The organism is Corynebacterium glucuronolyticum DSM 44120, assembly GCF_030440595.1.
GTDB lineage: Bacteria > Actinomycetota > Actinomycetes > Mycobacteriales > Mycobacteriaceae > Corynebacterium > Corynebacterium glucuronolyticum.
In genome coordinates, this window is the sequence record NZ_CP047452.1 from 2,158,994 (window position 1) to 2,181,261 (window position 22,268).

Consider the following 22,268-nt stretch of genomic DNA (forward strand, 5'->3'; position numbering starts at 1 on the left):
ATACGTATAGAATTACTGCTAAGAAAGGTCCCCTCTCTATGCTCGGAATGCTGCTCATTGCCCTCATCGTCATCGGGCTAGTCGCGGCTACATCACGTGGCCAATCGCGTGGCCAACGACAGGTAAATCAGTTGAGCTTCGAAGATGCTCAGGCTGATGCGCGGCGATGGATCGAACGCCTCGGCGGGCAGGTACTCAACCTCACAGGCACAGATACTGCTAGTTCTCAGGCGATTGCCGATGCCTCCGAGCGCTATACAGCTGCGAATTCTCAGATTTCACAGGCCCAGTCCGTGCGCCAGGCACAGCTCGCCCGCGAGTCAGCTCTCGAAGGTCTGCACGATATTAAGGCCGCCCGAGAGATTATGGGACTCCCTGAAGGCCCCGAACTTCCCCCGCTCGAGGGGCAGAAGGCTGCAGGTAAGGTGACCGAAGAGCGCACCATTAACTACGACGGGCGCCAAATCACCGCCTCGCCACACTCCTCTGCACAGACGCCGAACTACTACCCCGGTGGTCGCGTGGCTGGCAGGCCGGTCCCCGCTGGCTGGTACTCCGAGCCGTGGTGGGCACCCGCCCTCGTTAGTGGCATGTGGACAGCAGGTTCAGTGATGATGTTCTCCGCGATGTTCAACGGAATGGCCGGTGTTGGCTACGGCGCAGCCGGGTTTGAGCAGGGCTACGGCGACGGGTACGCCGATGGCTTCGAAGCCGCAGGCGGAGATATGGGCGACATGGGCGATGTCGGTGGAGACATGGGAGATATGGGCGACATGGGCGACGGCGGAGGATTCTTCGACGGTGGCCTCTTCGGTGGCGACGGCGGCGGATTCGACTTTGATTTCGACTTCTAAATAAGCGCTGATAAGCGCACAAAAATCCCGGCTGTGGAAGAGTCAACCACAACCGGGATTTTTCTTTATAAAAAGGCGATTACTTGACCTCGGGAGCGACGCCGGTCTTCTCGTACTCGGCGAGAATATCGATGCGCCGCTGGTGGCGCTCCTCTTCGCTCCAGGACTCGTCGAGGAAAGCGTCGACAAGCTTGAGCACCTCTTCCTCGGAATGCTGGCGCCCACCGATGGACAGAACCTGCGCATTGTTGTGTGCGCGGGCAAGACGGGCGGTGTCCTCATTCCAGCCGAGGGCACACCGGATGCCCTTGACCTTGTTGGCAGCCATTTGCTCGCCGTTGCCGGAACCGCCGAGCACGAAACCGAGCGAACCCGGATCCTTGGCCACAGCCTCAGCCGCGGCGATGCAGAAAGCCGGGTAATCATCCTGCGCGTCGTATTCGTGCGCGCCGCAATCCGTCACCTCATAGCCGGCCTCGATCAGGTGGGCCTTGATAGCTTCTTTAGCCTCGTATCCTGCGTGGTCAGCACCCAAATAAATATGCATACCCCTAAATGTACACTGGTACCTATGTCCCATGCTCCAGTTGTACGCAAGGTACGCCATAATGTTGAGACCAAGCCGTTCATCGTTATCTGGGAGGTAACGCGCGCCTGTGCCCTCGTATGTAAGCACTGCCGGGCAGACGCACAACACGAGCCCCACCCGGATCAGCTCACGACGGAAGAGGGAAAGCGCCTGCTAGACCAGCTGGCCAGCTATGAGAAGCCCTACCCCCTCGTCGTCTTCACCGGTGGCGACCCCTTCGAGCGCTCCGACCTAGCAGAGCTCTGCCAGTACGGCACGGACCTTGGCTTGTCTATCAGCCTCTCACCTTCGGTCACCCCCAAGGTGACCCCCGAACGGCTGCACGAACTCCGCGAAGCAGGCGGCAAGGCGATGAGCATGTCGCTTGACGGTGCAACCCCCGAAACCCACGATGCATTCCGCGGTTTCAGTGGCACCTTTGATGCCACGTTGGAAAAGGCACCGCTCATTAATGCCGAGGGGTACCGTCTACAAATCAACTCGACGCTGACTAAGGGCAATATCCACGAGGCGCCTGCGCTACTTAAGCGCGTCATCGAGATGCAGGCAAAGATGTGGTATGTCTTCTTCCTCGTGCCCACTGGCCGTGGCGCGGACCTCAACGCGCTCAGCCCCAAGGAGCGCGAGGACACCCTCGTCTGGCTCGATGACATTTCTGATCGCATTGCCATCAAGACCACCGAGGCGCCCCAATACCGGCGCGTTGTTATCCAGCAGAAGCTGCGCCGTGAACATGGTCTAGCGCCGTACGAAGGAGGCGAGCTTTACCGCTACCTCACCGAGGAGACCGAGCGTATCTTCGGCGATGCCCCCTACAAGAAGCGGAAGCCTCGCGCCCCGATGGCCGTCAACTCCGGCTCTGGTTTTGCTTTCATCGACCACATCGGGGATGTGTACCCCAACGGATTCCTGCCCTTCCATTGTGGCAACGTCAAGCAGCAGACCATCAACGAGATCTACGCTGAGTCCCCCGTGTTCGTCTCGCTTCGCCACCCGGAGGGTTGGCGCGGCAAGTGCGCGTACTGCGATTTCCACGATGTCTGCGGTGGCTCCCGCTCCACTGCCTACGCCCTGACCGGAGATGTCCGAGCATCGGATGACCAGTGCTGCTACGTCCCGCAGGCGTGGCTCGATGCCGGTGGCACCCGTGTCCACCCGGAGCACGGCACGGGGATTCAGATTTCTCGCACAGGCGAGATCGTCACCGTCCCCGAAAGCTACTAAGACGCATAAAGCGCCCTCACCTTTGTGGTGAAGGCGCTTTTTGTGTGCGATGAGTTAGTCGAACTCAGGCTTTTCCGTGCGGGAGCGCTTCAGCTCGAAGAAATGCGGGTACTGCGCGAGACGGACGGCGGCATCGAAAAGCTCGCCGGCTTCTTCCTTCGTGGGGATGCGCGTGAGGACGGGGCCGAAGAATGCGGTCTTGCCCAGGCTGATGACGGGGGTTCCCACATCGTTGCCCACGGCCTTCATTGCACCACGGTGGTACTTGCGAAGTTTGTAGTCGTATTCCTCGGTGTTTGCTACCTCGGCAAGGCTCGCGGGGAGGCCGACCTCTTCGAGGGATTCCTTGATCACGGCACCGTATCCGCCGTAACCGGAGGCGACGCGTTGGCCGATGTGCACCTTATTGCCCATCGTGGTGTAGAGCTGGTCAATCTTCTCGGGGTAATTGGTTTTCACCGCCGCGAAGACGCGGGCAGGCCCCCAGTTGGCCTTCATCTTTTCCTTGTAGTCCTCGGGGAGTTCGTCGCGTCCCTCGTTGAGGACGGACAGGCTCATGGGAATGAAGTCCACCTTGATATTGCGGACATCCTGGACCTCTTTAATCCAGCGGGACGTGATCCAGCAGAACGGGCAGCTCACATCGAACCAAAACTGAACGGTATCTTCAACCTTCACGTTTTCCTCCTTAGCTCAAACGTGGGTTAATTCTACCGAGATTGCACTGATATTGTCCGGGTTCGCTGGTACGGTACCCCCCTTATTTCCAGTTCACCTCTACGGTGTAGTCGGCTGCGTCAGTACCGGCGAGCAGCGCCTTTGTGTGGGACTCAAGAAGCTCTGCGGAGCGCTTTTCTGCGCGGTCGAGCAGGCCACTGTCAATTGCCTTCTGGCGGGCGGCATCCTCCTCCTGTGCCACGAACTCCATGGTCTCCTGCACCTTGATCTGGTTGAAGGGATTCATAGACTGGTCGTAGACAGTGATGGTGGCCGGGTCGATCTTTGATTCAGTGATCTCCACCTTGGGGCTGTTGATGGTCACTTTCTTGGAGCCGTCGTTGACCTTCACGTCAATCTTGGAGGCGTCCTTGATGCCTGCTTTGACGGTGCCGTCGTAGGTGAACATGATGTTGTTGCCGGTGAACGGGATGCCCCACCCGGCAATGATCTTGCCGGGATCTTCACGCTTAGCCACATTGGTGAACACGTACTCCTCAACGGAAAGCTCCGCGATGTCCTTGTAGCTGGCACCCAGCTGGGTGGAGCTGACAATCGGCTTGGCGTTGTGGATGAGTCCTCCACGCGTGCCAACCCAGAAGCCTGCTGCAAGGATGAGAACTACGACGAGGAGAGCCGCGATGATCCGAGAGACTGCTTTCAACATGGGGTATTCCTTTTCACTATTTCGTTCCCTGGGTTTTCACCCAACCAGTAATAAGTATAAGTTAGCTGGTATGAACCTTCGTCTGCAGCTGAAGAAAGGCGCGGCTGTACTCGCCGCCCTCGCCTGTGTTTTTGTCCCCACCTGCGCGTCTGCCGAGGCCATCGCCCCGCCCGTCGCCTCTGAGAAGGTGGCTCCCGGGACGGTGGTCTCCTCCACTCCGCTTCGCTACGGCAACGGCTTCCGCTTCGTGTACACAACGACGGATCACAACGGGCGCACAGCTTACTCCGGTGGCATGGTGCTCGAACCGTCAGCCCCCTGGCCGGGCCCCGGCCCTGTTCCGACGATCGCGTTCGCGCCCGGTACCCGCGGCGATGGCGATGCGTGTGCGAATTCCAACTCGCTCATCGGCACGTTTGATCCACTGACGGGGGCGCTGGGAACGAACTACGAGTCCCCTATTCACATCGCGGCATCACTGTCGGGCATCCGGGTGGTAGTCACGGACTACATCGGCGTGGGCACTCCGGGGGTTCCCGGCTACACGGTCACTGACGAGGAGGGCAACGCGCTTATCGACGCGGCCCGGGCGGCTTTCCGCCTCCGTGGCCTGCCGGCTGACTCGCCCCTCGGCTTCCATGGGTATTCCCAAGGCGGAGGTGCCGCAGCAGCCGCCGCCGAGCGAGTGAGCACGTACGCGCCCGAGCTCAACGTCAAGGGCACCTACTCCGGCGCGGCCCCTGCGAACCTTCTCGCAGTTATGCCCGCCATCGACACGTCTGCCATCGCCGGGGTACTGGGCATGTCCACCAACGGGTACATGGACCGCTACCCTGAGATCCGGAAGGTCGTGGACGAGAAGTTCAACGAACGCGGCAAGCAGCTCCTGCGCGAGGCAAAGACCTCCTGCGTTGCAGATCTCTCCCTGCGCTGGGCGTTCACAGACACCCGGACACTGACCACAACTGGCGAATCCTTCCCCGAGCTCGCCTGGGGCTCACCGGAGTTCCGCAACGCCCTGCAGCAGCAGCGCCTGGGCCAGATGAAGCCCACCGCCCCGATCCTTGTGAATTCCGGCAACACTGACGACGCGATCCCCAACGAACAGGTACGCCAGATGGCCCGCGACTACTGCGACCTCGGCGCCACCGTGGACTTCAACGCCAACCTCACCCCGCTCGTGCCCGGCAAGCTCGTCCTCAACCACATCGGCCCCACTTTCGGCGATGCACCGCTGTCCATCAACTGGCTCATCGACAGGTTCAAGGGGCTCCCCGCGCCAAGCGACTGCGGGCAAATCTAGTCGCGTCAAGAAGCAAGCCACAAGCAACAAACTGTTGCCACAACTGGATAATATGGGTGCCATGAAAATCGCTGCGTTCGACTTTGATGGCACCATTTTCTTTGACGGCCGCATCCCTGACACTATCGGAGAGGCGATCCACCGCTGGCAGGAGGCAGGCCATCTGGCCGTGGCTGCAACAGGCAGGTCGCTTACTGCTGCTGAGTACGTACTCCGGGGCTACGATATCCGGTTCGACTACTCAGTGCTCTACACCGGTGCGGTCGTCACCGACCGTGCTGGCGCTGTCCTGCACGAAACCTACCTCGACACGCCGACTGTCCAACGCGTGGTAGCCGAACTTTCCACGCAGGAAGGAATCGCCGTCTACGGCACGCGCCTAGGTAAGCTCGATGCCCTTTTTTCTGACCGGTGTGCAAAGGACGCGGTCAGCGCAATCCAGTTAGAGTACGAGGAAATGGATCCCAGCGAGATCCCCCAGCATCATTTCATCGGCTTACCCATCAGGGTTCCTGGAAACGACACCCTGCAAAAGCGGCTCGTCGCGTGGATCCAGGACACAGTCCCCGTTGAGTGCGTCACCAACCAGGACTTCATCGACATCATCCCCACCGGGTGCACGAAGGGCGCGGGACTTGCCTGGCTTGCCGGCCACCTGGGTGTGCCGCGGCACGAAGTGGAGCTCTACACCTTCGGCGACAGCTTCAACGACCTCTCCATGCACGCAGTCGCCGACGAGAGCTTCAGCTTTACTTGGTCTCCCCAAGAGGTGCAGGAGAAGACAACTCACGTGGTAACAGGCGTCGAAAAGCCACTGGAACAACTCCGATAGACTGGGCACCATGAACGCTCACCTCTCCCCCGGCGCGCGCGTCGCCTTTTATGGCCCGGTCCATGTGCGAGGGCAGCGTGTCCCGGACGGTGTGCCGCTGACGGTGCTCTGCACGCAGTTGGGGCTCACCCACGTCACCGACCCCTCACACGGCGTAGACCTCGTGGTGTCCGATACCCCCATCCCCGGCTGCGGCACCGCCACCCACGCCGAGTTTTCCGCCTGGGCCGACGGCATGCTGGACGCGCGGGACACCGCACCCCAGTGGCAGCAAACCCCGCAGGCGGCCACCGCTCCCCCGGTGACGGCGCCCTCCTACCCGAGCTTCCCCAGCACGACACCGACGCCCCTGCCCGCAGAGGTCGGCTCGACGAGCTCCGCCGTCGTGCCCACGGACGAAAAGAACCCGTGGAAACCTGTTCTGGGGGTGACCGTCGCGTTCTTCGCCATCGCCATCGTCGGTGCCGGGACTGTGGATTTCGACGACGACACGGCAGCTGCGGTGATGGGCTGCATCCTGCTCGCCCTCATGGTCGCCTTCGTTGTCCTCTTCCTCATGGCGCTGTACAAGACGATCCGCAAATACTTCCGCTAGTCAGAGCTACCCTTGTACAGGAAGGGGTTCGGCGGGGTGACGCCGTACTCCTGGATCTTGGGGAAGATCTCCGCGTAGATGCGCCGCTGCACGGCCCACTGGCGGCCGGGCAGGGTCTTGACGGAGATGCGGATGTTCGCGTGATCGGGTTTGACGCTCACGATGCCTTGGACAGAGGGCTCGTCCAGCACCATCTTCTTGATGTCCTCGGCCTGGACGGCGGCCTTGGCCGCCTCCTCGATGGCCTCGCGGGCGGTGTGGAAATCGTTTTGCAGGCCGATGGGGAAATCGATGCGGGCCAGCGCGTAGCCCTGGGAGAAGTTGCCCACGCGCTCAATCTGGCCGTTGCGGACGAACCACACGGTGCCGTCGATATCCCGCAGCGTGGTCAGCCGCAAGGTGACATCCTCCACGTCGCCCACGACCTCACCCACGTCGATGGTGTCGCCCACACCGTACTGGTCCTCCATGAGCATGAAGATGCCGGCAAGGAAATCCTTCACCAGGGACTGGGCGCCAAAGCCGACTGCCAAGCCGACAACACCGGCGGAGGCAATGATGGGGGCAACGTTTACTCCGAGGTTGCGGAGGATCTCCAGCGCCGCCCACGCCCAGATGACGATGAAGGCCGTCGACCTGGCCACGGAGGCAAGCGTGTCGATGCGCCCCTGCTTGCGCTCCTGGCGGGCCTTCGCCTCGTAATCGGCGATCTCCGCCTCCTTGGTGCTCCTCACGGGGAGAAAACTGTGGAGCGGCTTCTCCTTCTGGTACCTGCTGAACTTCCTAATCGCCCAGCTGACAACCCACTGGCCCACAAACGCGATAACAATCGTGAGCAGGATCTTGAAGGGGCGCTGGATGAGCCACATCTGTGTATCGGGGTCACTCCACCAGTTATTAAAAATAATTTGTATCTTGTCCCACATGGTGCCCAGGGTACCCGGTGTGCCCGTAGCGCTCCACGTGAACACCTGACCTTCCGACGCTCCCGCCGACGGGAGCAGACGGGAGCCAACGGGAGCTGGCGGGAGCCGGTGTCAGTGCGCCTTCACCGCATACTCGCCGACAGTCTGCTCCTCGAGCATCCCATCTAGTTCCATTTCAAAGAGAATCTGCTCCGCCTCCTCCGCGTCCGCGCCCTGCAAGGCAACAAGGTCATCCTCATTTACCGTGCCGTACTGGTCGAGGAAGGTACGCAAGCCGGTTAACCCGTCGTACTTCGCCGGGCGCAGGTACGCCAGTCGGTGGCCGAGCAGGTGCCGTGCACCGTCGCCGAGAACCCAACCATGGCAGTGCCCCCTAATTATCCCGCTGCCACCGGCACCAGACACCGACAATACGATGAGCACGTCCAGCGCCGATCCCTCATCGATGGACAGCGCCGCCGCCAGGGACGCCGCCGTCACGTACGGCTCCTGGAAGAACAGGTCCAGCGCGCGCAGCACCAGCTCATTTTCCAGGATCCGCTGCGGGCGGATGCCCCGCAAAAAGCGGACGACATTCCAATCCGGCTCCCCGCCGAACAGGTATAGATGGGTGTCATCGAAGCGAGGCGGGGTGAGACCAAGCGTGATCATTGCCCGGCCGTCGATGGGATATTTCGGTCGGCCTTGCATGCGCGGGTTGGCAAGCCCCAATGCCCGCAGGAGGTCCAGCATCTCACGGCTGGTGTGCTCACGGGGCATGTACTCGAAGGTGAGGGCGTTGTCACTGCTCCACGTGATCTCCACCGGGTGGTTGAGTTTGTTCATACTCAGGACGTAGGCCAGCGTGTCACGCACCGTCTGCTCGGGCACAGGCCGGGAGGTAGCCTGCAGGTCACCCACGCCCCACTCCACCGGTTTGTTCAGCTCACTGATCCGCTTCTCGACGTTCACAAGCCCCTCCAACGTGCTGCCTCCCTCCGCCCATTGGCTGTTCAGGCTGAACCGGGGCACACCCACCGGCGCCAGAAGGTAGAAGCCCATATTGGTGAGCGTTCCATCATGTGTTGCCGCACCAATGTGGGCGAGCACCTCCTCGTCGGACATGTCGCCGCACTCCCCCACACACTCGCGCACGATATTCATTGTCTCTGCTGACACGGCGCTGGCTGGCTCATTGGATTCCGCATCCGACCACCACTGACCTCGATCAACCACGCCGGATGGTAGAACAAGCATCCCGCGCTCATCGCTGACAGGCGACACCCCTGGCAGCACAAACACCACCAGAATCTCCACGCCGCACACGACCCACTTCTTCATTTCCACAGCCGCATCAACGGTACGCACCAGCCGGGCCTTCAGCCACGTCGAGTCAATGGCGGTACCGAGTGGCTCCAGCGTCGCCGGGTCCGCGCCGACCACAATGAACCCGCCACCGGCGTTGGCGTGCATCGGTACGACTGCAGATACCTGGTCGGCGATGTCCGAGTCGTGGATGTTCGACGGCCCAAGCTCAAACAACGTCGATTGCGTCTCCGCCACGATCGTCATCCGGTCCCGCACGTACTCCGGCACCTGTGGTTCTTCCTCCCCCACCCACGAGAGGAAAATGCGTACGAGTTCTTCCAACTGCCCCATGCTCAGCTTGGTTTCCATGATCTGTCCTTTCTTTGTGCACCGTGGCCCCACAGCAAGAAGACAGATGGGCCGCAGCGCAGCACTGGCCGCTGACGGCCAGGTTGTCGGTTGTGGTTATTCAGTTGTTGCCGCGCGACAACGAACAAGCGACCACGTCAGCGGTCGCCGAACCTGCGCGCCGCAAAGCAAAAATATGATTTCCCCGGAAGATTTCGCCCCATCCCGTGGGCGAGAAGCTGTTCGTCTCTACGAACACCAACGCCATCAGTATAACCCGCCACCTCCACGCCGGATGCGCTTTTCACACCCTTTTCGAACACCCAAGAAACCCCAAGAGACACCGTGCCCTGCACACCACCGCTTCATAGCTTACTGTTAGCGCCATGAATGCTCCCACCACGCCGCCCCCTGCACAATCCGACCGTGAATCTTCTGCACCCCCACTGGAAAAAATCCTCACCCACGATTACCTCATGTGGTCCGCAGACACATCCAGTTTCGAAAAAGCCCACTCCGTCGCTGACATCGAGATAGTTGATCAGTCATCCACTCACGTCGAGGCTCTGGTCACGGCCCCGGGGGAAAACGAGCACAGGGTGACGATCGATGCGGTGAACGTGGACACCGTTGCCACAGCTGCCCCCACCTGCACCTGCCCCATCGGCCAGCAGTGGTGCATGCACAGCGTCGCCGTTGCGCTGCGCTTATGCCCGGATGTGAAAGACCCGGCTAAACCGTGGTTAGACAGGGAGCGCATCTTCAGGCGCTTTCTCAAGAAAGCGTCACAGCAAGAGCTCGTTGAGATGTTGAGCTCCATGTGGGATGCCTACGCACCCGTCAATGACACGCTCATGATGCCTGCAACATTCCGTGTTGGGAATCAGAAAGAAATAGGGAAGCTGATGTCCGCAATGGTGCGGGACCTCATCGCCCGCACGGGGGCTACCCGCTTTCACAGCGGAGCCTCTGCGACGGACGAGGCGCTGCGCAGGTGCTATGCCGATTGGCAGAAACTGATTGCCTCCTTCCACCGGTCATTCGCTACCGGGCGGGCGGCGCGTACCCTGCCTGCAATAGAAAGAATGGTGGACGCACTACTCATACTCGCAGAGAGGGACGAACAGTACGTTGTTCTGCTGAAACAAGCGGCGTTTGTACACATCTGTTATTGCAGCATATTCGATGTCACATCGAGCCATCTTGTCTCCTGGCTGGAGGACAACATCGTGGCCATAGATTCCTACCTCCCCCGTACCGATTTCTCGTACTATGCGAGATTTGTCGCTGCCACGCACCTGGCTACCGCTCAAAAACGTGCCGTCGCAGCCCACGACAAGGTTCTCACCGCCCATTTTTCCCTCATGGCTAACGATCCCGAGCCGTACCGAGCCCTCCTCGCCGAGCGCGGCGACTGGTATACCCTCGCCTGCCACTACATTGTCTCCGGCCAGCCGGACAAGGCGCGGGAGATCATCGCCCAGGCCCAGAACCCGGATTCCGGAGTCACCATCGCCCCCGACGAGCTTGCTGTGCTCATCCGCCTGACCCCAGTGACGGAGTAGCCTGTGCCTGCAGGAGGGCTTGATGACCTTCCTTTGCGGAGCTGACCGGTGGGATTTTCGACGCGCATCGAAAACCGTTCGCACACGCTGCCTTTCGTGTGGCTCGGCACGCTTACAGTGAGCCCTATGAACACCACTCCCCTCGCAGAGATCCTCTCGTACGACTACCTGATGTGGGCTACCGATGACCGCAGCTTTGAGCGGGCGCTCACCATCCGCACCGTAGACATCGTGGAGGAGACCCCTACACACGTCGAGGCATGTGTGCGGGGAACCGCCGATGAACCTTACACCGTCACAATTAAGGCACAGGGCACGATTGCTATCCCCTCCTGCACGTGCCCGGTGGAGTGGGCCTGGTGCAAGCATGCCGTAGCCGTCGGCCTCCGGCTCTGCCCAGACGTAGGCGAGCCGTGCGAGCCACGGTTGGACGACGATGCCGTTTTCGCCCGCTTCCTTGCAATGGCACCGCGCGAAGCACTGATACACCTGCTCATTTCTCTCCGGAAGGATCTGCAGCCGGACGACCGCCCACTCATCATTTCCGCGATCGCCAGCGTGGGCACCCCGCAAGAAGTGAGCGTGCTCATGTCCAAGTCCGTGAAATCTCTGGCCGACGAGTCACGACACACGCTCATCACTTCGCGCAGGCACGGAGACATGTGGAGCGTGAATGACCTGTACTCTGACTGGGATGCGACCCTCCACAAGCTCTCCGACTATCTTGCCGCTGGCCGGGGCGCTTTCCTCCTTCCATCCATCGAGAAAACCGTGGACACGCTGTGTGAGCTCACAGAGGAAGACGACTCCTACGTTCCTCTCCTCGCACGTGCTCTCGATATTCACCAGCACTACTGCACCAGTTACGACGCAGGCTCCACCCACCTCATTTCCTGGCTGGAGACCATCATTCAGCGCGTCGTAGCACAACTGCCAACCTATGACTTTTCCCCCTACTCGCTGTGCGTGGACTCTCTGGATCTCTCCGCCGCAATCACCCGCGCACGTACGGCCGAGAACCCGGTTCTTGATGCCTACCTCTCCCTCATGATCGCCGACGATGCCCCGTATTGTGCGCTCCTCGCACAGCGCGGTGCCTGGGTATCGCTCGCCACGCATTACGCGCGCTCGGGCAAGAACGACGAAGCCCGTGACATCATCCACCGGGCGCAGGATCCCGCTTCGAAGGTCTTCATCCCCGCGAAAAATCTCGGCCCCCTCATTCGCCTCTACTGCGGGGAGGAGGAGTACCTCCACTGGCTTGTCGACGAAGCGCACGTCGGCAACACGGACGCCACCCGCGCGCTCACCCACCATCCGGGCATGCCCTACGACGACGTGGTCGCAATCATCACCTCCCTGGACATCGACCTTCTCACCCGACAGAAGCTGTTGTTTGCCGCAGCATCCTTCCACCGCAAGACCGAGGACGGACTCGCCCTCCTACACACAGGCAATCCCATCGCGACCACAGAAGAGGTGTTCATCTTTGCTGAGCAGCAGGTAGCACACACCAACCCCATGGAGTGCGTGTCCCTCCTCGGCAACCGCATCCACAGCCGTGCCGACGAAGGCGACACTGTGACTGTCTCCGACTACCTTGCCCGCCTTCGCACGATGATCTCTACCTCCCCTGATGCACTTACCCAGTTTTACAAGCTTCTCAAACAGATCCTCTCCGCCCACCCCTACGATCCGGAACTTCGCAGAAGCCTCGCAACCCGTGGGCTCATACCCGGCTGGGACGCTTAACACGAGCCGAGTGCTATGCCTTTTCCACACCAACGAGGTCGTATTCCCCGGAAAGGGAGAAATTGTCCGCTACGTCCATGAAATAGCGGGAGTGCGTCTTCTTAATGTCATCGAGACTCTCAGCGGTAATGAGCACAACCTCTGTGTTCGGGTCATCCCTGTGCTCTTTTTCGCGCTCCAGCCGAACACGCACAGCCTCTGCTGGATCATCAAACTCAGAGAGCCGCAGAGCTCCAGAAATACGGTTGTAAATCAAAACAAAGTCTTTCATACGATCACTCCCTTCCTTCTTGGCCTGTTACTGCTTTTCTTAGCTCAGTTAGCGATTGATGTAAATCTTGCAAGGCATCGAGAGTCTGAAGATTTGCCCTCGCCGCCTTTGCTCGGGCCAACTCGGATTCCGCCAACTTCCGAAAAGCTTGCGATCTGAGCTCGTGGAACTTTGGCTCGACCAGAATCCGGTGGTGCCTAGTAACTCCTCCGCCATCGAATTTGGCCTCACTGATACACAGTAACCTGCTCAAACCCACAATACGGGCAGCGCGATCAGGAGGCATCCTTTACGAGCTCCCACCCTGTCTTCTTCAGCGCCGAGTGCCGCCCCGTCATCATCTGAACAAGCATGGGTACATTGGCATCGACGTAATCGTGGACCACTGCGTCGCGGTTCGGGTCACGCGTGACCCGGCCTGTGTACTGAATGGCCAGACCCTTAAACCGGAACGGCGCTGCAAGAAACAGCGTGTCCATGCTCGGCATGTCCACACCTTCACCTGCGGATTGCCCCATCGCGACCAAACATGCCTGCCCACGTCCTACTACGTCGCGCACACGTTCACGGTCCTCCGGCGACGAAGCCCCGGACAAACTCACCACCGGCACCGAAACCCCGCCCGCCGTACACAGCTCACGAATATTGCTCTCAATGTTGCTTAGCGCATCAAGGCGGTTTACCAGCACCAGGCAGCTATGTCCTCCAGAAAGTGCTTCCACAACATCCGCTGCAACCTGCAGGTTCCGGTCCGAATCAACGGCAAGCTCGTTGTACAGCCCCGCAATATCCACTGCGTCGCTTTCGAATGACGTGCGGTGGACAACAACATCCCGGCGCGCCGTCACCTCCGCTGGGAGCTGCGCGCGGACGGGACCGAATTGGAAGGTGATGAGCCGGTCCAACCTGTCGTAGCGGTAGTTCGTCGCCGTTAATCCCACCCAGTAACGCGCCCGAACGTCCTCGAAGGCGGCCTCCGCGCGCGGACTGACGGCAGCATGACACTCGTCAACAATGATCTGGTCGAACCCGCGCAGAAGCTCCGCACCCTGGCGTGCGAGTTTCTGTTGTGAGAAGACCTCGATCCCCTCCGTCGTGCTGAGGAACTTTTCAAGCCGCTTCTCCCACTGCGTCTTGAGCTCCCGCCGGTGGACAATAATCGCCGTGCGCACCTTCCTGCGCCCGATGAGCGCGCACGCCATGACGGTCTTGCCCTGGCCTGGATCGGCAAGAAGGATACCGATCGGGTCTTTCTCCATCGCCTTCACTGCTTTGCGCTGCCTGGGGCGAAGCGTACCAGTGAATTCCACATCAATTTTTCGCGCTGGACGGGGACGAGAAACCGTGACCTCGTAGCCGGCGGTGGTGAGGACGCGAAGTGCGACGTCGACAAGCCCCCGAGGAATGCTCAACTCCCCATCCTTGGTGTAGCGGCGAATGATGCGCGGTGTTCCATACGTACTCAACCTCGAGTTTTGTTTGCGGTAGAACTCTGGGTTGGGAATCGTCGCCTGCCACTTCAGCTCAGCAAGCACACGCTTGTCGACGTCCCCTGGTACCGCAATGCGCTCCCCCACCCGCAGAGTCACTTTCTCACCCTTCACGATGCGCGCATACGGCTCGCGCTTCGGTGGCTCCTCCCCACCACCAAGCACTATCTGCGACGGTGCTTCAGTGTCGGTGAGTTCCTCCAGTTTCTCCACCTGCACGCGTCTGACCTCTGCGAGCCGCCCGAACTGATCCGCGTATTCCGAGAACGTTTCCGGGTCGACGAACACCGTTGTCCGCTTCGACTTCCACGAACCCAAATGAAGTGGCAGCGCGATGAGGTTGCCGAGCCGCGCCGCCTTCTTCTTCGCCTTCACCGGCAGCGTGTCTTGCGAGGGAAAGAAACGATCCAGCGAGTGCAGGCGCAGGTCAGGACGTTTCTCCGCAGCCTCCTCCACCAGGCGGTACCCGAGCCTCCGCGCAAGTGCTGCCGACACCGGCTTCTCAAAGAACAACCACACATGCGCCCCATCGCCACTTCGCGACAGCTCCAGCAGCGGATCCAGCCCCCTCGCCCGCGCCACCTCCACATACGCCCGGGCATCTGCTCGCCAATCCCCGTCATCGAAGTCACACACCAAGAGCTTGCACCTATCTCCCGGCAACATGACGTAGATCCCCTTGTGCGACGCATTTACATCCCACATGTGCCGCCTAATGATGTCCCGCGTCAAAGGCAAGAAAGCCTTTTCCTCTTTATCTTTCCCCGGCGCATACTCCCGTGCTGGCGCCCATCCCTTAGTCCCCTTCGCCACATTCTCCCACGCGTAGGCGTACACATCTTCACGTCCAGCGAACAGAGACATGTACAGATCGAGGTTATGCTCACGGTTTCGGCTACGTTGGGTTTGGGCGGACTGAACTTGGGTAATTTTGTTCGCAATTTGGTGCTGCCCAGTTTGCTGCTGCAGCGGAACGTGGAACGAAGAATTCGGCTCTGATACAGGTTGCTGCAATGTGACAGTCGGCTTCTGAGGTTCTTCGCCTAACAACAGCCGGATTTCACGGATCTCGTGCAGCATCTGCTCACACGTCGCTTCCAGGCGTCCCAAGCGCGAATCCAGATCCATAGGTTAAGGGTACGCGAAGATAGTATTAGATTCGCTGATTACTCTCTATGCGGGAAGAATACAGAAAAATAGAGTAAAGCGACGAAACGTTCCTGCGCCATGACCGGGAACCATCAGGAATCAAAAAAGCGTCGGCAGTGCAGCTAAATCTCCTTGGGTTGTTGATTCCTTCCGCAGCGAAATGGCATTAATAGTTGTTGCACGTTCTACTGGAACTTCTACGGGCTCGTTTATCCGCCAACCCCGGGAACTCAGCTGTATCATCAGCGAATGGTATCGCTCCGCAGATGTTATTCCGAGATCACGACCACGGTGAATGAGTGCCGCGATCGACACAGCGTACTGAGATTTAATTCTCGCATAGCCCTCCAAGGTTAGAGACTCACTAAGCATTTCCTTGGCATCTTCTTCCGGAAAAAGAAATGCGCCAGCAAAGAAATCTGCTTCATCCTCACGCGCCTTCTCATCACTTGGACGAAACGTTGAGTGCATAACTAGATGACCGAGCTCATGAGCACGAGTAAATCGGACACGGCCACCGTCGTGTTTTTCAGTTGTTGCGATCAGCCCGAGACCATCATGATTGAATTCGGGACTCGACGCTCCGTCAATATCGGAAATATCAACAAAATCATTGGTGAGCGTGCAGACTCTATGTCCAGCCTTTTCGATTGCGTGAGTGACATTAAATACCGGGCCAGTGGGACTGACCCCTAGTTGGTTCCTTGCTTGTGCCGCCACTGTTTCAATTACGGACAGAGGAAGTGAATAGGCTCGATTCGGCAGGTTTTCATCAGCCAAATTAACAACAGGAACTTTCGCCGGTGCCGAGAGCATGGCTCGCTCCGCCTCATAGAACGTCGACGAAAATGCGCGCCTTACCTTCGCTGAGATCCTCTTCGTACGGAAATTTAGCGAATCAGAACCATACGGTGAAGGTGGAGCTTCAAAGTAAGAAGGAGGAACTTTGAACGCAAAAACCGCTTTTTCTATTAGCTCTGCGATTTGTTTGCGACCGTTCTCCGCTGCCGAAAGTGCAGGCTGCGAACATCCAAGTCGCTGCGCAAACTCCTTCTGCGTCATGCCCAAATAAAGCCGAAGATCTTTCAGTCTCCTGCTATGAAAAATTCTCATCCTTCTCGTCTTCTAGTTCATATTCGTAAATCGCATTCGGGTCAAAGGAGGTCTTAGGAATAAGACCGTCAACATCAGGATTCAGAGGAATCACAAGGTCAGCCTGCCCCTTGCGCAAATTTCCATTCAACGATTGCCTAATCGCTTGGAGATTGAAATTATAAGAGCTCGTGGCATCCGGCACTTTCCAACTCACAAAAGCAAGACCAGGAGTTTCAAGCTCCGACTTAGAAAAGGGGATTTCACATTGAAGAGACGGATCTGAATCAAGTTGAGGAATAGGGGTTCGCACATGAGTGAGGATTACTTTGGCGAGTCGAATCTCGAGACCAGTTGACTCCTCCCAGAGACAGACTGATTGATTCAGCCTATGCACATCTTCCCCCAGCTTAAACCCATCGACGGGATTTTCTCTTAAATATTCAAAAACATCGCTACGGATTAGATGAGATAGCAACGATTTCTTGTCAGGGCGGAGCGTGATTGGATTTTTCTCTTGGGCATTGTCATAACCATATGTCAGAGCGCGCTGAATGGGCACGGCCAGCTTACTCATAGTGTCCGCAAACTGCTCAATACTGTGTCTCACCTTAAAGCCTCCAATGTTTCAATAACGTGAATTCTATATCATTATCAAATATTATACCACATTTTTAAACACGTGAAATCGCAAAGCGCCCCGCGGCCGGGAATTTGGCAGCAAGCAGCTTAACCAGTACATTTCAGAGCTCAGACTCTCTTGCAATTAACCGGTTCTCGCCGTTCAAGGAGAACATACCCCACCCCGCAGTAAGGGTGCTTTTTTCTACCCAGATCCAGCAATTATTTACTCGCGGAATCCTTGCAAGCCACCGTATACCCACTCCCCGAAGCCGACGTTGCACAGTGGCAACTTGGTTTTATGTGGGGAAATCGCTAAGCCACCAGGAAAAATGAAGCCCATGTTGTCTCTCCTAGTGCCCTTTGAGCCAGCAACGGGGCACCGACTACAGGGCCTATTTTCTGGTAGCACAAGTTCGACTCTGCCTGTCGTCGCCAATCCCGTAGCACACTGAAGATCGCCTCAACCCAGTGACACGGCAAGCCTCGCCCGCCTAAGCCCAGGATGACTCTGTAGGACACAATTACATTCGCTGCTCCCGTACCAACGTAACCTCGCCCGGCGCGTTCTCCTCAAGTCGACCACCAATCACGAGCTCCCTGAGGATATCCTCGGACTCCTGCTCGCCGCCACCCTGCAACGCCACCAGGTCATCGCAGTTGATGGTGCGAAATTCGGACAGGAACGTCTTAAGTCCTGTCAGGGCTTCGAAGGTGGCCAGCCGTAAATACGACAGCCGAGCGCCAAAAAGGTCGCGTGCACCGTCGCCGAGCCTCCAGCCCTCATAGTGCCGCTCCAGCAGCGGCTCACCACCGGCGGCGGCAACCGACATCATCCTCAGGACATCTCTCCCCGCCAATGCTGAGCCGATCGGCGAGGGTTCCGGTTGAGACGTAGGTCTTGTCGAAAAGCACACCAAACGCTCGCACAACCAACTCGTTGCCGATGAGACGACCGGGACGAATCTCGCGCATGGAGCGGACAATCTTCCAGTCCGGCTCACCACCGAAGAGGCAGATCCGGGTCTCGGAGTAGCCCGGCGCACACAACCCCCGTGATGAGCTCCCAGGAGTCGATGGGATAGCCTGGCTGTCTCAGCAGAGTCGGCTCAGCGATTCCCAGCGCACGGAGGAGATCCAACAGGTCGCGGTTCGCGTGCTCGTTGGAGACGCACTCGAAAAACGAGGGCGCTGTACTTCAATGAGATCTCCAGCATATGGTGGTACTTGTTTGCGATGAGCGCGTACACAAGCGCGTTACGGACTGCGGACTCGGGGACGGGACTCGCGGTGATGGACAGGCCACCCACACCCCACTCCACCGGCGCGTTGAGATCCGACAGGATCTCTTCCACCTGCGCCATCTGGTCAATCATACGGCGCCCGCCGATGCATCGACTGTTGGCCCAAAACCGTGGCTCGGTTGTGGGCGCAAGCGCGTACACACCAACATCAGTGAGCGCGCCCACCGGGGTCACCACACCAATGTGGGTGAGGAGATCTCCGTCATCGAGCATCTCGTCACCGTCGCGCTCCCTCATTTCACTGACGAGGCACCGCACGCACTCCACCGTCTCCGGCCGAACGACACTCGCCGACACATCGGTGCCGTTGCGCTGCCACCACTGGCGGCGGTTGACCTCACCTGTTGGGAGAGGGAAGTTACCGCCCTTGCCCCAGACGGATGAGCCGGTGCCGCCCATGCGCACAACGAGGACGCGAACACCGCGGATCACCCACCGCCCCACGTCGAGCGACGCGTTGACAGTGCGGCGTAGCCTGTGGTACAAACCAGTCCGCGTCGATACCGGCGCCGACGATCTCCATCTGCGACGGGTCAACACCCACGACGATGAATCCTCCATCGGCGTTGGGGTGCATCGGCACGACGGTTGTCACCTGGTTGGCCACGTCCGCGTCGTTCGGATCCGACGGCGACAGCTCGAACAGCGTCGACTGCTTCTCCCGCACGAGTGACATCCTCTCGCGCACGAACTCCAGCACGTCGACCCCCTCCTTGCTCATCACGCCCACAAACAACCGGACGAGCTTGCCTGCATCTTCCAAATCCATCCCTGGCATGTCCCTGACCTTTCTCCCCACGTGTTGCCAAGAGCGGTGAGTTGGTACTGGGTTTGTGTTGATGTGGTACTGGGGGGTTGTGCGTTGTTGGTACTGGCCCCTGCCAGTGTGAGGCAGGGGCCAGGGGTGGGTTAGTTTTCGGCGTTTTGGGTGTTGAGGTGTCTTCTCATATCGTATTGGCCAATTTTGATGCGTTGACCATTGTTGAGTCTGCTTACTAGCGAGTCTGCGCCGACTGGGTTGGGGAGGGTTTCTCGCCAGTATGCGGCGGTTGATTGTGAGGAGACGATGATGGGCAGACGCCCGTCTCTTTCGAATACGATGCGGGTTAGGTCTTCTTGTCCGCGTTGGTCTATTCCGATGGTGAGGAAGTCATCGATGATAAGCACATCGATGTTGCACAGTTTTCTCATTTTGTCGATATAGCCTTGGTCTGTCGGCAGGAAGACCGCTAGTTCATCTACAAGCTGGTCAAGCCGGTAGTACGCGACACTGAACCCACTTTGGCAGGCGGCAATGCCTAGGGCACAGGCAATGTAGGTTTTTCCTGTTCCTGTGGGGGCGAGGATATGAATGTTGGTGGGGTTTTCCCGCCAGTTGGTTGCTGCCAGCCTTTTCAATTGCCGCATGTTGATGCCACGTTGGTCTGGGTGGATAACTTCGTGGAGGGTGGCATCTGGGTAGCGAAATTTTGCTTGTGTGATCGCTTTGTCGATGTTTCTCGCGGTGCGTTGCGCGAAGGCCTCATCTACTGCGGCTGGGAAGATATCCTCTGCAAGCGCATCGGTGTGTGCTTCATCAGTGACAATGGAAAAGAAGACGTCAGCAAAGGTTGATACGCGTAGGGTGCGCATTTTTTGACGTGTTGTTTCGTCGACCTCAAAGCGTGTCATTGCAGGTTTCCTCCTTCCTGGCTTGTGTGTGTGCCGTATGGGAACACATCGTTTACAAGGCCGGTGTCACCGTCGTCTGCGTAGTGTTCGATCGGTCGGATGAACACGTCATTGGCACTGAACTGCGTTATGTCCACCGGTGTGGACTGTGGTGTGCGTGCCACATCACAACCGCTGCGGTGCGGGGTGTGGCCGTTTTTCATCTCATGGGCGATCGTTGTTTGCAGTCGCTGCAATACCGTCATGGTGGGGACAAGCTTTTTGTTTAAAGCTTCACGGCAGGCCGGTTCAAGGGTTGTTTTACCGTGCTTTTTGCCCAGCTTGGCAAGAATATTGCGTACCTGGAACAACCCTTTGGGAGTGGCTGCTTGATTCCTGTCAATAATCATTGTGACAACGGTAAGCGTTGCCGGCCCGAACGAGGATGCCCAGGAGATAAGCTCATCCCGGGTAAGCACATTATGGCTGGTGTCCCCATCGGCAGGCCCGTGGGCAGGATCGGTTGAATACCGGTATTTAAAACCTGTAAGCCGCACATGTTCCGCGACGATATGCTCCCCGTCAAACAAGGTCACCAGCCCTGGAGTGATCCGTGCAGTAAGTCGTTTACCGACCAGCGTAAAAGGAACCGAATAGTACTGGTAGTCGCACATGACATGCCAGTTACGATCCACCTTGGGGTGTTTCCACACCACATCAGTAAACGCCGTTGCGGGAAGATCCCGCATCACCGGTGCTTCTTCCTCATCGAACCGCTTACGCCTGGTAGTGCCATCCGGGCGGGTAAGACCACTGTTGATGTCCTCCAGCCGGATAGCGATCTCCTCATTAAGATCATCCAGACTGTAAAACGTCACTCCATCGAAATAGCCCATGATCTTGGTGTAGGCAATCTGCACAGCACGCTCAACAGCTGCCTTATCCTTCGGGCGGGCAGGCCGTGTCGGCACGATTGTCATCTGGTAGTAATCAGCCAATTCCTGATACTTGGGCAACACCAAACGATACGTGGAATGCTTCTTCGGGCGATACGTCGCTGTTGGTGCATTATCCGGCACCACAACAGATGGCACTTTCCCTACATACTCCAAGGCTTGAACATGGCACTCCAACCACGCTGGCATCTTCTCGTTAGCCTTCGCAGTAACAAACATCAACCCGGAATACGGGCACACCGCCACAAACAACGACGCTTTCATCCCCACCTCGCCGGTTGCAGCATCAACGATCGGGACCTTATCGCCTGCCCAATCCACATACAGTTCCTGGCCTGGTTCATGTTCAACCACCCCATCCAGGTCATTAACCCGCAGATAGTCACGCAACCCCGCACAAAACTGCGAATACTGGTACTTCACCTCCCCATCCGCAGACTCGGCCGCCAAGTAATCCATCCACAATTGATTCCTTGTCAGGTGCCGATTGTTCTTCAGACGCTGTGCCAGAGCTTTGAAATCTGGCTGGTCATACGCCTGACGCCGGTTACTGCGCCCATCGGAAAACCTGGAAACAAACCAACCCGGAGGCAGCAAACGAAACGACTCAGCCGTGATCGACTCCTCCGCGATGATGGCCTTCACCCGCGACACATCACGCCGCGAACAGCCAAGAACAGTAGTAATCCGAGAATACGACGCACCATCAAGACACATCGCCATAATCTCTTTGAAGTTAGCCACAAAGACCAACCCCTTCCATGTTGAAACTAGCCACGACGCCACAAGAACATGACGCCGCCACTAACAACAATGAAGGAAAAACCCACCCAGTACCGACTACGCACACCCCCAGTACCAACTACGCAGACAACCGGTACCAACAACCCCTATTTCGCACGTGTAACCAAGCCCCACGCTACAAAACCGCAGGCACAGGAGCGACACTCCTACAGAAACTTTGTTCAACTTAAGTAGCGCCGGCGGTCGCCACATAGCACAGCCACACCGTGCGCTGCATTTCGTTTCTCGTCAGGTATCCCCAATCATGTCGCCGTCCCACAGGCGAGGTGGCA

22 protein-coding genes are annotated in these 22,268 nt (G+C 58.4%); 7 read left to right on the top strand and 15 right to left on the bottom strand.

The annotated features are described in order from the left end of the window. Positions 1-38: 38 nt before the first annotated feature. Positions 39-854, top strand: a complete 816-nt coding sequence (locus CGLUCO_RS09630) for a hypothetical protein (protein ID WP_084036716.1) — start codon at positions 39-41, stop codon at positions 852-854. A 79-nt stretch (positions 855-933) separates the two neighbouring features. Here CGLUCO_RS09630 and CGLUCO_RS09635 read toward each other — a convergent pair whose 3' ends face one another. Further along, positions 934-1,401 (bottom strand): ribose-5-phosphate isomerase, encoded by a 468-nt coding sequence (locus tag CGLUCO_RS09635; protein ID WP_070740137.1) that lies wholly within the window; start codon positions 1,399-1,401, stop codon positions 934-936. A 24-nt stretch (positions 1,402-1,425) separates the two neighbouring features. Between CGLUCO_RS09635 and CGLUCO_RS09640 the strand changes: the two genes are divergently transcribed. Continuing rightward, positions 1,426-2,667: a TIGR04053 family radical SAM/SPASM domain-containing protein gene (locus CGLUCO_RS09640; RefSeq protein WP_005389154.1), complete on the top strand. Its 1,242-nt coding sequence runs from the start codon at positions 1,426-1,428 to the stop codon at positions 2,665-2,667. Between the two features lie 54 nt (positions 2,668-2,721). On the opposite strand, the gene CGLUCO_RS09645 is transcribed toward CGLUCO_RS09640, so the two are convergent. Both CGLUCO_RS09645 and CGLUCO_RS09650 read right to left on the bottom strand, forming a co-directional pair. Beyond that, positions 2,722-3,345: a mycothiol-dependent nitroreductase Rv2466c family protein gene (locus CGLUCO_RS09645; RefSeq protein WP_084036714.1), complete on the bottom strand. Its 624-nt coding sequence runs from the start codon at positions 3,343-3,345 to the stop codon at positions 2,722-2,724. 82 nt (positions 3,346-3,427) lie between these two features. After that, the gene (locus CGLUCO_RS09650; protein ID WP_070740144.1) at positions 3,428-4,051 is read right to left on the bottom strand and encodes a DUF4230 domain-containing protein; all 624 of its coding nucleotides are present in this window, start codon (positions 4,049-4,051) and stop codon (positions 3,428-3,430) included. Positions 4,052-4,121: 70 nt separating this feature from the next. Between CGLUCO_RS09650 and CGLUCO_RS09655 the strand changes: the two genes are divergently transcribed. The 3 genes from CGLUCO_RS09655 (at position 4,122) to CGLUCO_RS09665 (ending at position 6,781) form a co-directional block, all read left to right on the top strand. After that, the gene (locus CGLUCO_RS09655) at positions 4,122-5,354 is read left to right on the top strand and encodes a lipase family protein (RefSeq protein ID WP_005389150.1); all 1,233 of its coding nucleotides are present in this window, start codon (positions 4,122-4,124) and stop codon (positions 5,352-5,354) included. Positions 5,355-5,415: 61 nt separating this feature from the next. Further along, positions 5,416-6,186: an HAD family hydrolase gene (locus CGLUCO_RS09660; RefSeq protein WP_232621994.1), complete on the top strand. Its 771-nt coding sequence runs from the start codon at positions 5,416-5,418 to the stop codon at positions 6,184-6,186. A gap of 10 nt (positions 6,187-6,196) precedes the next feature. Continuing rightward, positions 6,197-6,781, top strand: coding sequence for a hypothetical protein (locus CGLUCO_RS09665; RefSeq protein WP_084036710.1), 585 nt, complete (start codon positions 6,197-6,199; stop codon positions 6,779-6,781). Here CGLUCO_RS09665 and CGLUCO_RS09670 read toward each other — a convergent pair. Together CGLUCO_RS09670 and CGLUCO_RS09675 are read right to left on the bottom strand one after the other, a co-directional pair. Next, entirely contained in the window at positions 6,778-7,707 is a 930-nt protein-coding gene (locus tag CGLUCO_RS09670) for a mechanosensitive ion channel family protein (protein ID WP_084036844.1), read from the bottom strand. The genes CGLUCO_RS09665 and CGLUCO_RS09670 overlap by 4 nt on opposite strands. A 111-nt stretch (positions 7,708-7,818) precedes the next feature. Then, the gene (locus CGLUCO_RS09675) at positions 7,819-9,363 is read right to left on the bottom strand and encodes a hypothetical protein (protein WP_084036708.1); all 1,545 of its coding nucleotides are present in this window, start codon (positions 9,361-9,363) and stop codon (positions 7,819-7,821) included. Positions 9,364-9,728: 365 nt separating this feature from the next. Here CGLUCO_RS09675 and CGLUCO_RS09680 point away from each other — a divergent pair, with 365 nt between their 5' ends. Together CGLUCO_RS09680 and CGLUCO_RS09685 are read left to right on the top strand one after the other, a co-directional pair. Beyond that, positions 9,729-10,907: a hypothetical protein gene (locus tag CGLUCO_RS09680; RefSeq protein ID WP_232621993.1), complete on the top strand. Its 1,179-nt coding sequence runs from the start codon at positions 9,729-9,731 to the stop codon at positions 10,905-10,907. A 126-nt stretch (positions 10,908-11,033) separates the two neighbouring features. Next, positions 11,034-12,659 (top strand): SWIM zinc finger family protein, encoded by a 1,626-nt coding sequence (locus CGLUCO_RS09685; protein ID WP_084036842.1) that lies wholly within the window; start codon positions 11,034-11,036, stop codon positions 12,657-12,659. A gap of 13 nt (positions 12,660-12,672) precedes the next feature. Here the strand turns inward: CGLUCO_RS09685 and CGLUCO_RS09690 are convergent, their stop codons facing one another. The 10 genes from CGLUCO_RS09690 to istA all read right to left on the bottom strand — a co-directional run bounded on the left by CGLUCO_RS09690 (position 12,673) and on the right by istA (position 21,936). Next, entirely contained in the window at positions 12,673-12,930 is a 258-nt protein-coding gene (locus tag CGLUCO_RS09690) for a hypothetical protein (RefSeq protein ID WP_005395213.1), read from the bottom strand. Between the two features lie 275 nt (positions 12,931-13,205). After that, positions 13,206-15,548, bottom strand: a complete 2,343-nt coding sequence (locus CGLUCO_RS09695) for a TOTE conflict system archaeo-eukaryotic primase domain-containing protein (RefSeq protein WP_084036704.1) — start codon at positions 15,546-15,548, stop codon at positions 13,206-13,208. A gap of 120 nt (positions 15,549-15,668) precedes the next feature. Further along, a complete protein-coding gene (locus tag CGLUCO_RS09700) occupies positions 15,669-16,682 on the bottom strand; it encodes an XRE family transcriptional regulator (RefSeq protein ID WP_081446691.1) in 1,014 nt (337 codons plus the stop codon). Continuing rightward, on the bottom strand, positions 16,666-17,271 hold the full coding sequence (locus CGLUCO_RS09705; protein ID WP_034989404.1) for a hypothetical protein: 606 nt from the start codon (positions 17,269-17,271) through the stop codon (positions 16,666-16,668). Before CGLUCO_RS09705 ends, CGLUCO_RS09700 begins: the two co-directional genes overlap by 17 nt. Before the next feature lie 535 nt (positions 17,272-17,806). After that, positions 17,807-18,118, bottom strand: coding sequence for a hypothetical protein (locus tag CGLUCO_RS09710; protein ID WP_005395203.1), 312 nt, complete (start codon positions 18,116-18,118; stop codon positions 17,807-17,809). Further along, complete coding sequence (locus CGLUCO_RS09715) at positions 18,090-18,257, bottom strand: hypothetical protein (RefSeq protein WP_155806354.1); 168 nt, start codon at positions 18,255-18,257, stop codon at positions 18,090-18,092. Before CGLUCO_RS09715 ends, CGLUCO_RS09710 begins: the two co-directional genes overlap by 29 nt. A 134-nt stretch (positions 18,258-18,391) precedes the next feature. Then, entirely contained in the window at positions 18,392-19,018 is a 627-nt protein-coding gene (locus CGLUCO_RS09720) for a hypothetical protein (protein WP_143336937.1), read from the bottom strand. Continuing rightward, complete coding sequence (locus CGLUCO_RS09725) at positions 18,945-19,364, bottom strand: hypothetical protein (protein WP_005395196.1); 420 nt, start codon at positions 19,362-19,364, stop codon at positions 18,945-18,947. Before CGLUCO_RS09725 ends, CGLUCO_RS09720 begins: the two co-directional genes overlap by 74 nt. Before the next feature lie 131 nt (positions 19,365-19,495). Continuing rightward, entirely contained in the window at positions 19,496-20,257 is a 762-nt protein-coding gene (locus CGLUCO_RS09730) for an ATP-binding protein (protein WP_198481486.1), read from the bottom strand. Then, entirely contained in the window at positions 20,254-21,936 is a 1,683-nt protein-coding gene (istA, locus tag CGLUCO_RS09735) for an IS21 family transposase (RefSeq protein WP_198481485.1), read from the bottom strand. The genes CGLUCO_RS09730 and istA overlap by 4 nt, the downstream gene beginning before the upstream one ends. Positions 21,937-22,268 lie beyond the last annotated feature (332 nt).

Coding starts and splice junctions, on each gene's coding strand:
- CGLUCO_RS09715 (WP_155806354.1), bottom strand. CDS start 18,257: ATGCGCGAGATTCGTCCCGGTCGTCTCATCGGCAACGAGTTGGTTGTG.
- CGLUCO_RS09725 (WP_005395196.1), bottom strand. CDS start 19,364: ATGCCAGGGATGGATTTGGAAGATGCAGGCAAGCTCGTCCGGTTGTTT.
- CGLUCO_RS09680 (WP_232621993.1), top strand. CDS start 9,729: ATGAATGCTCCCACCACGCCGCCCCCTGCACAATCCGACCGTGAATCT.
- CGLUCO_RS09665 (WP_084036710.1), top strand. CDS start 6,197: ATGAACGCTCACCTCTCCCCCGGCGCGCGCGTCGCCTTTTATGGCCCG.
- CGLUCO_RS09660 (WP_232621994.1), top strand. CDS start 5,416: ATGAAAATCGCTGCGTTCGACTTTGATGGCACCATTTTCTTTGACGGC.
- CGLUCO_RS09685 (WP_084036842.1), top strand. CDS start 11,034: ATGAACACCACTCCCCTCGCAGAGATCCTCTCGTACGACTACCTGATG.
- CGLUCO_RS09700 (WP_081446691.1), bottom strand. CDS start 16,682: ATGAGAATTTTTCATAGCAGGAGACTGAAAGATCTTCGGCTTTATTTG.
- CGLUCO_RS09710 (WP_005395203.1), bottom strand. CDS start 18,118: ATGATGTCGGTTGCCGCCGCCGGTGGTGAGCCGCTGCTGGAGCGGCAC.
- CGLUCO_RS09690 (WP_005395213.1), bottom strand. CDS start 12,930: ATGAAAGACTTTGTTTTGATTTACAACCGTATTTCTGGAGCTCTGCGG.
- CGLUCO_RS09650 (WP_070740144.1), bottom strand. CDS start 4,051: ATGTTGAAAGCAGTCTCTCGGATCATCGCGGCTCTCCTCGTCGTAGTT.
- CGLUCO_RS09695 (WP_084036704.1), bottom strand. CDS start 15,548: ATGGATCTGGATTCGCGCTTGGGACGCCTGGAAGCGACGTGTGAGCAG.
- CGLUCO_RS09635 (WP_070740137.1), bottom strand. CDS start 1,401: ATGCATATTTATTTGGGTGCTGACCACGCAGGATACGAGGCTAAAGAA.
- CGLUCO_RS09640 (WP_005389154.1), top strand. CDS start 1,426: ATGTCCCATGCTCCAGTTGTACGCAAGGTACGCCATAATGTTGAGACC.
- CGLUCO_RS09670 (WP_084036844.1), bottom strand. CDS start 7,707: ATGTGGGACAAGATACAAATTATTTTTAATAACTGGTGGAGTGACCCC.
- CGLUCO_RS09675 (WP_084036708.1), bottom strand. CDS start 9,363: ATGGAAACCAAGCTGAGCATGGGGCAGTTGGAAGAACTCGTACGCATT.
- CGLUCO_RS09630 (WP_084036716.1), top strand. CDS start 39: ATGCTCGGAATGCTGCTCATTGCCCTCATCGTCATCGGGCTAGTCGCG.
- CGLUCO_RS09655 (WP_005389150.1), top strand. CDS start 4,122: ATGAACCTTCGTCTGCAGCTGAAGAAAGGCGCGGCTGTACTCGCCGCC.
- CGLUCO_RS09730 (WP_198481486.1), bottom strand. CDS start 20,257: ATGACACGCTTTGAGGTCGACGAAACAACACGTCAAAAAATGCGCACC.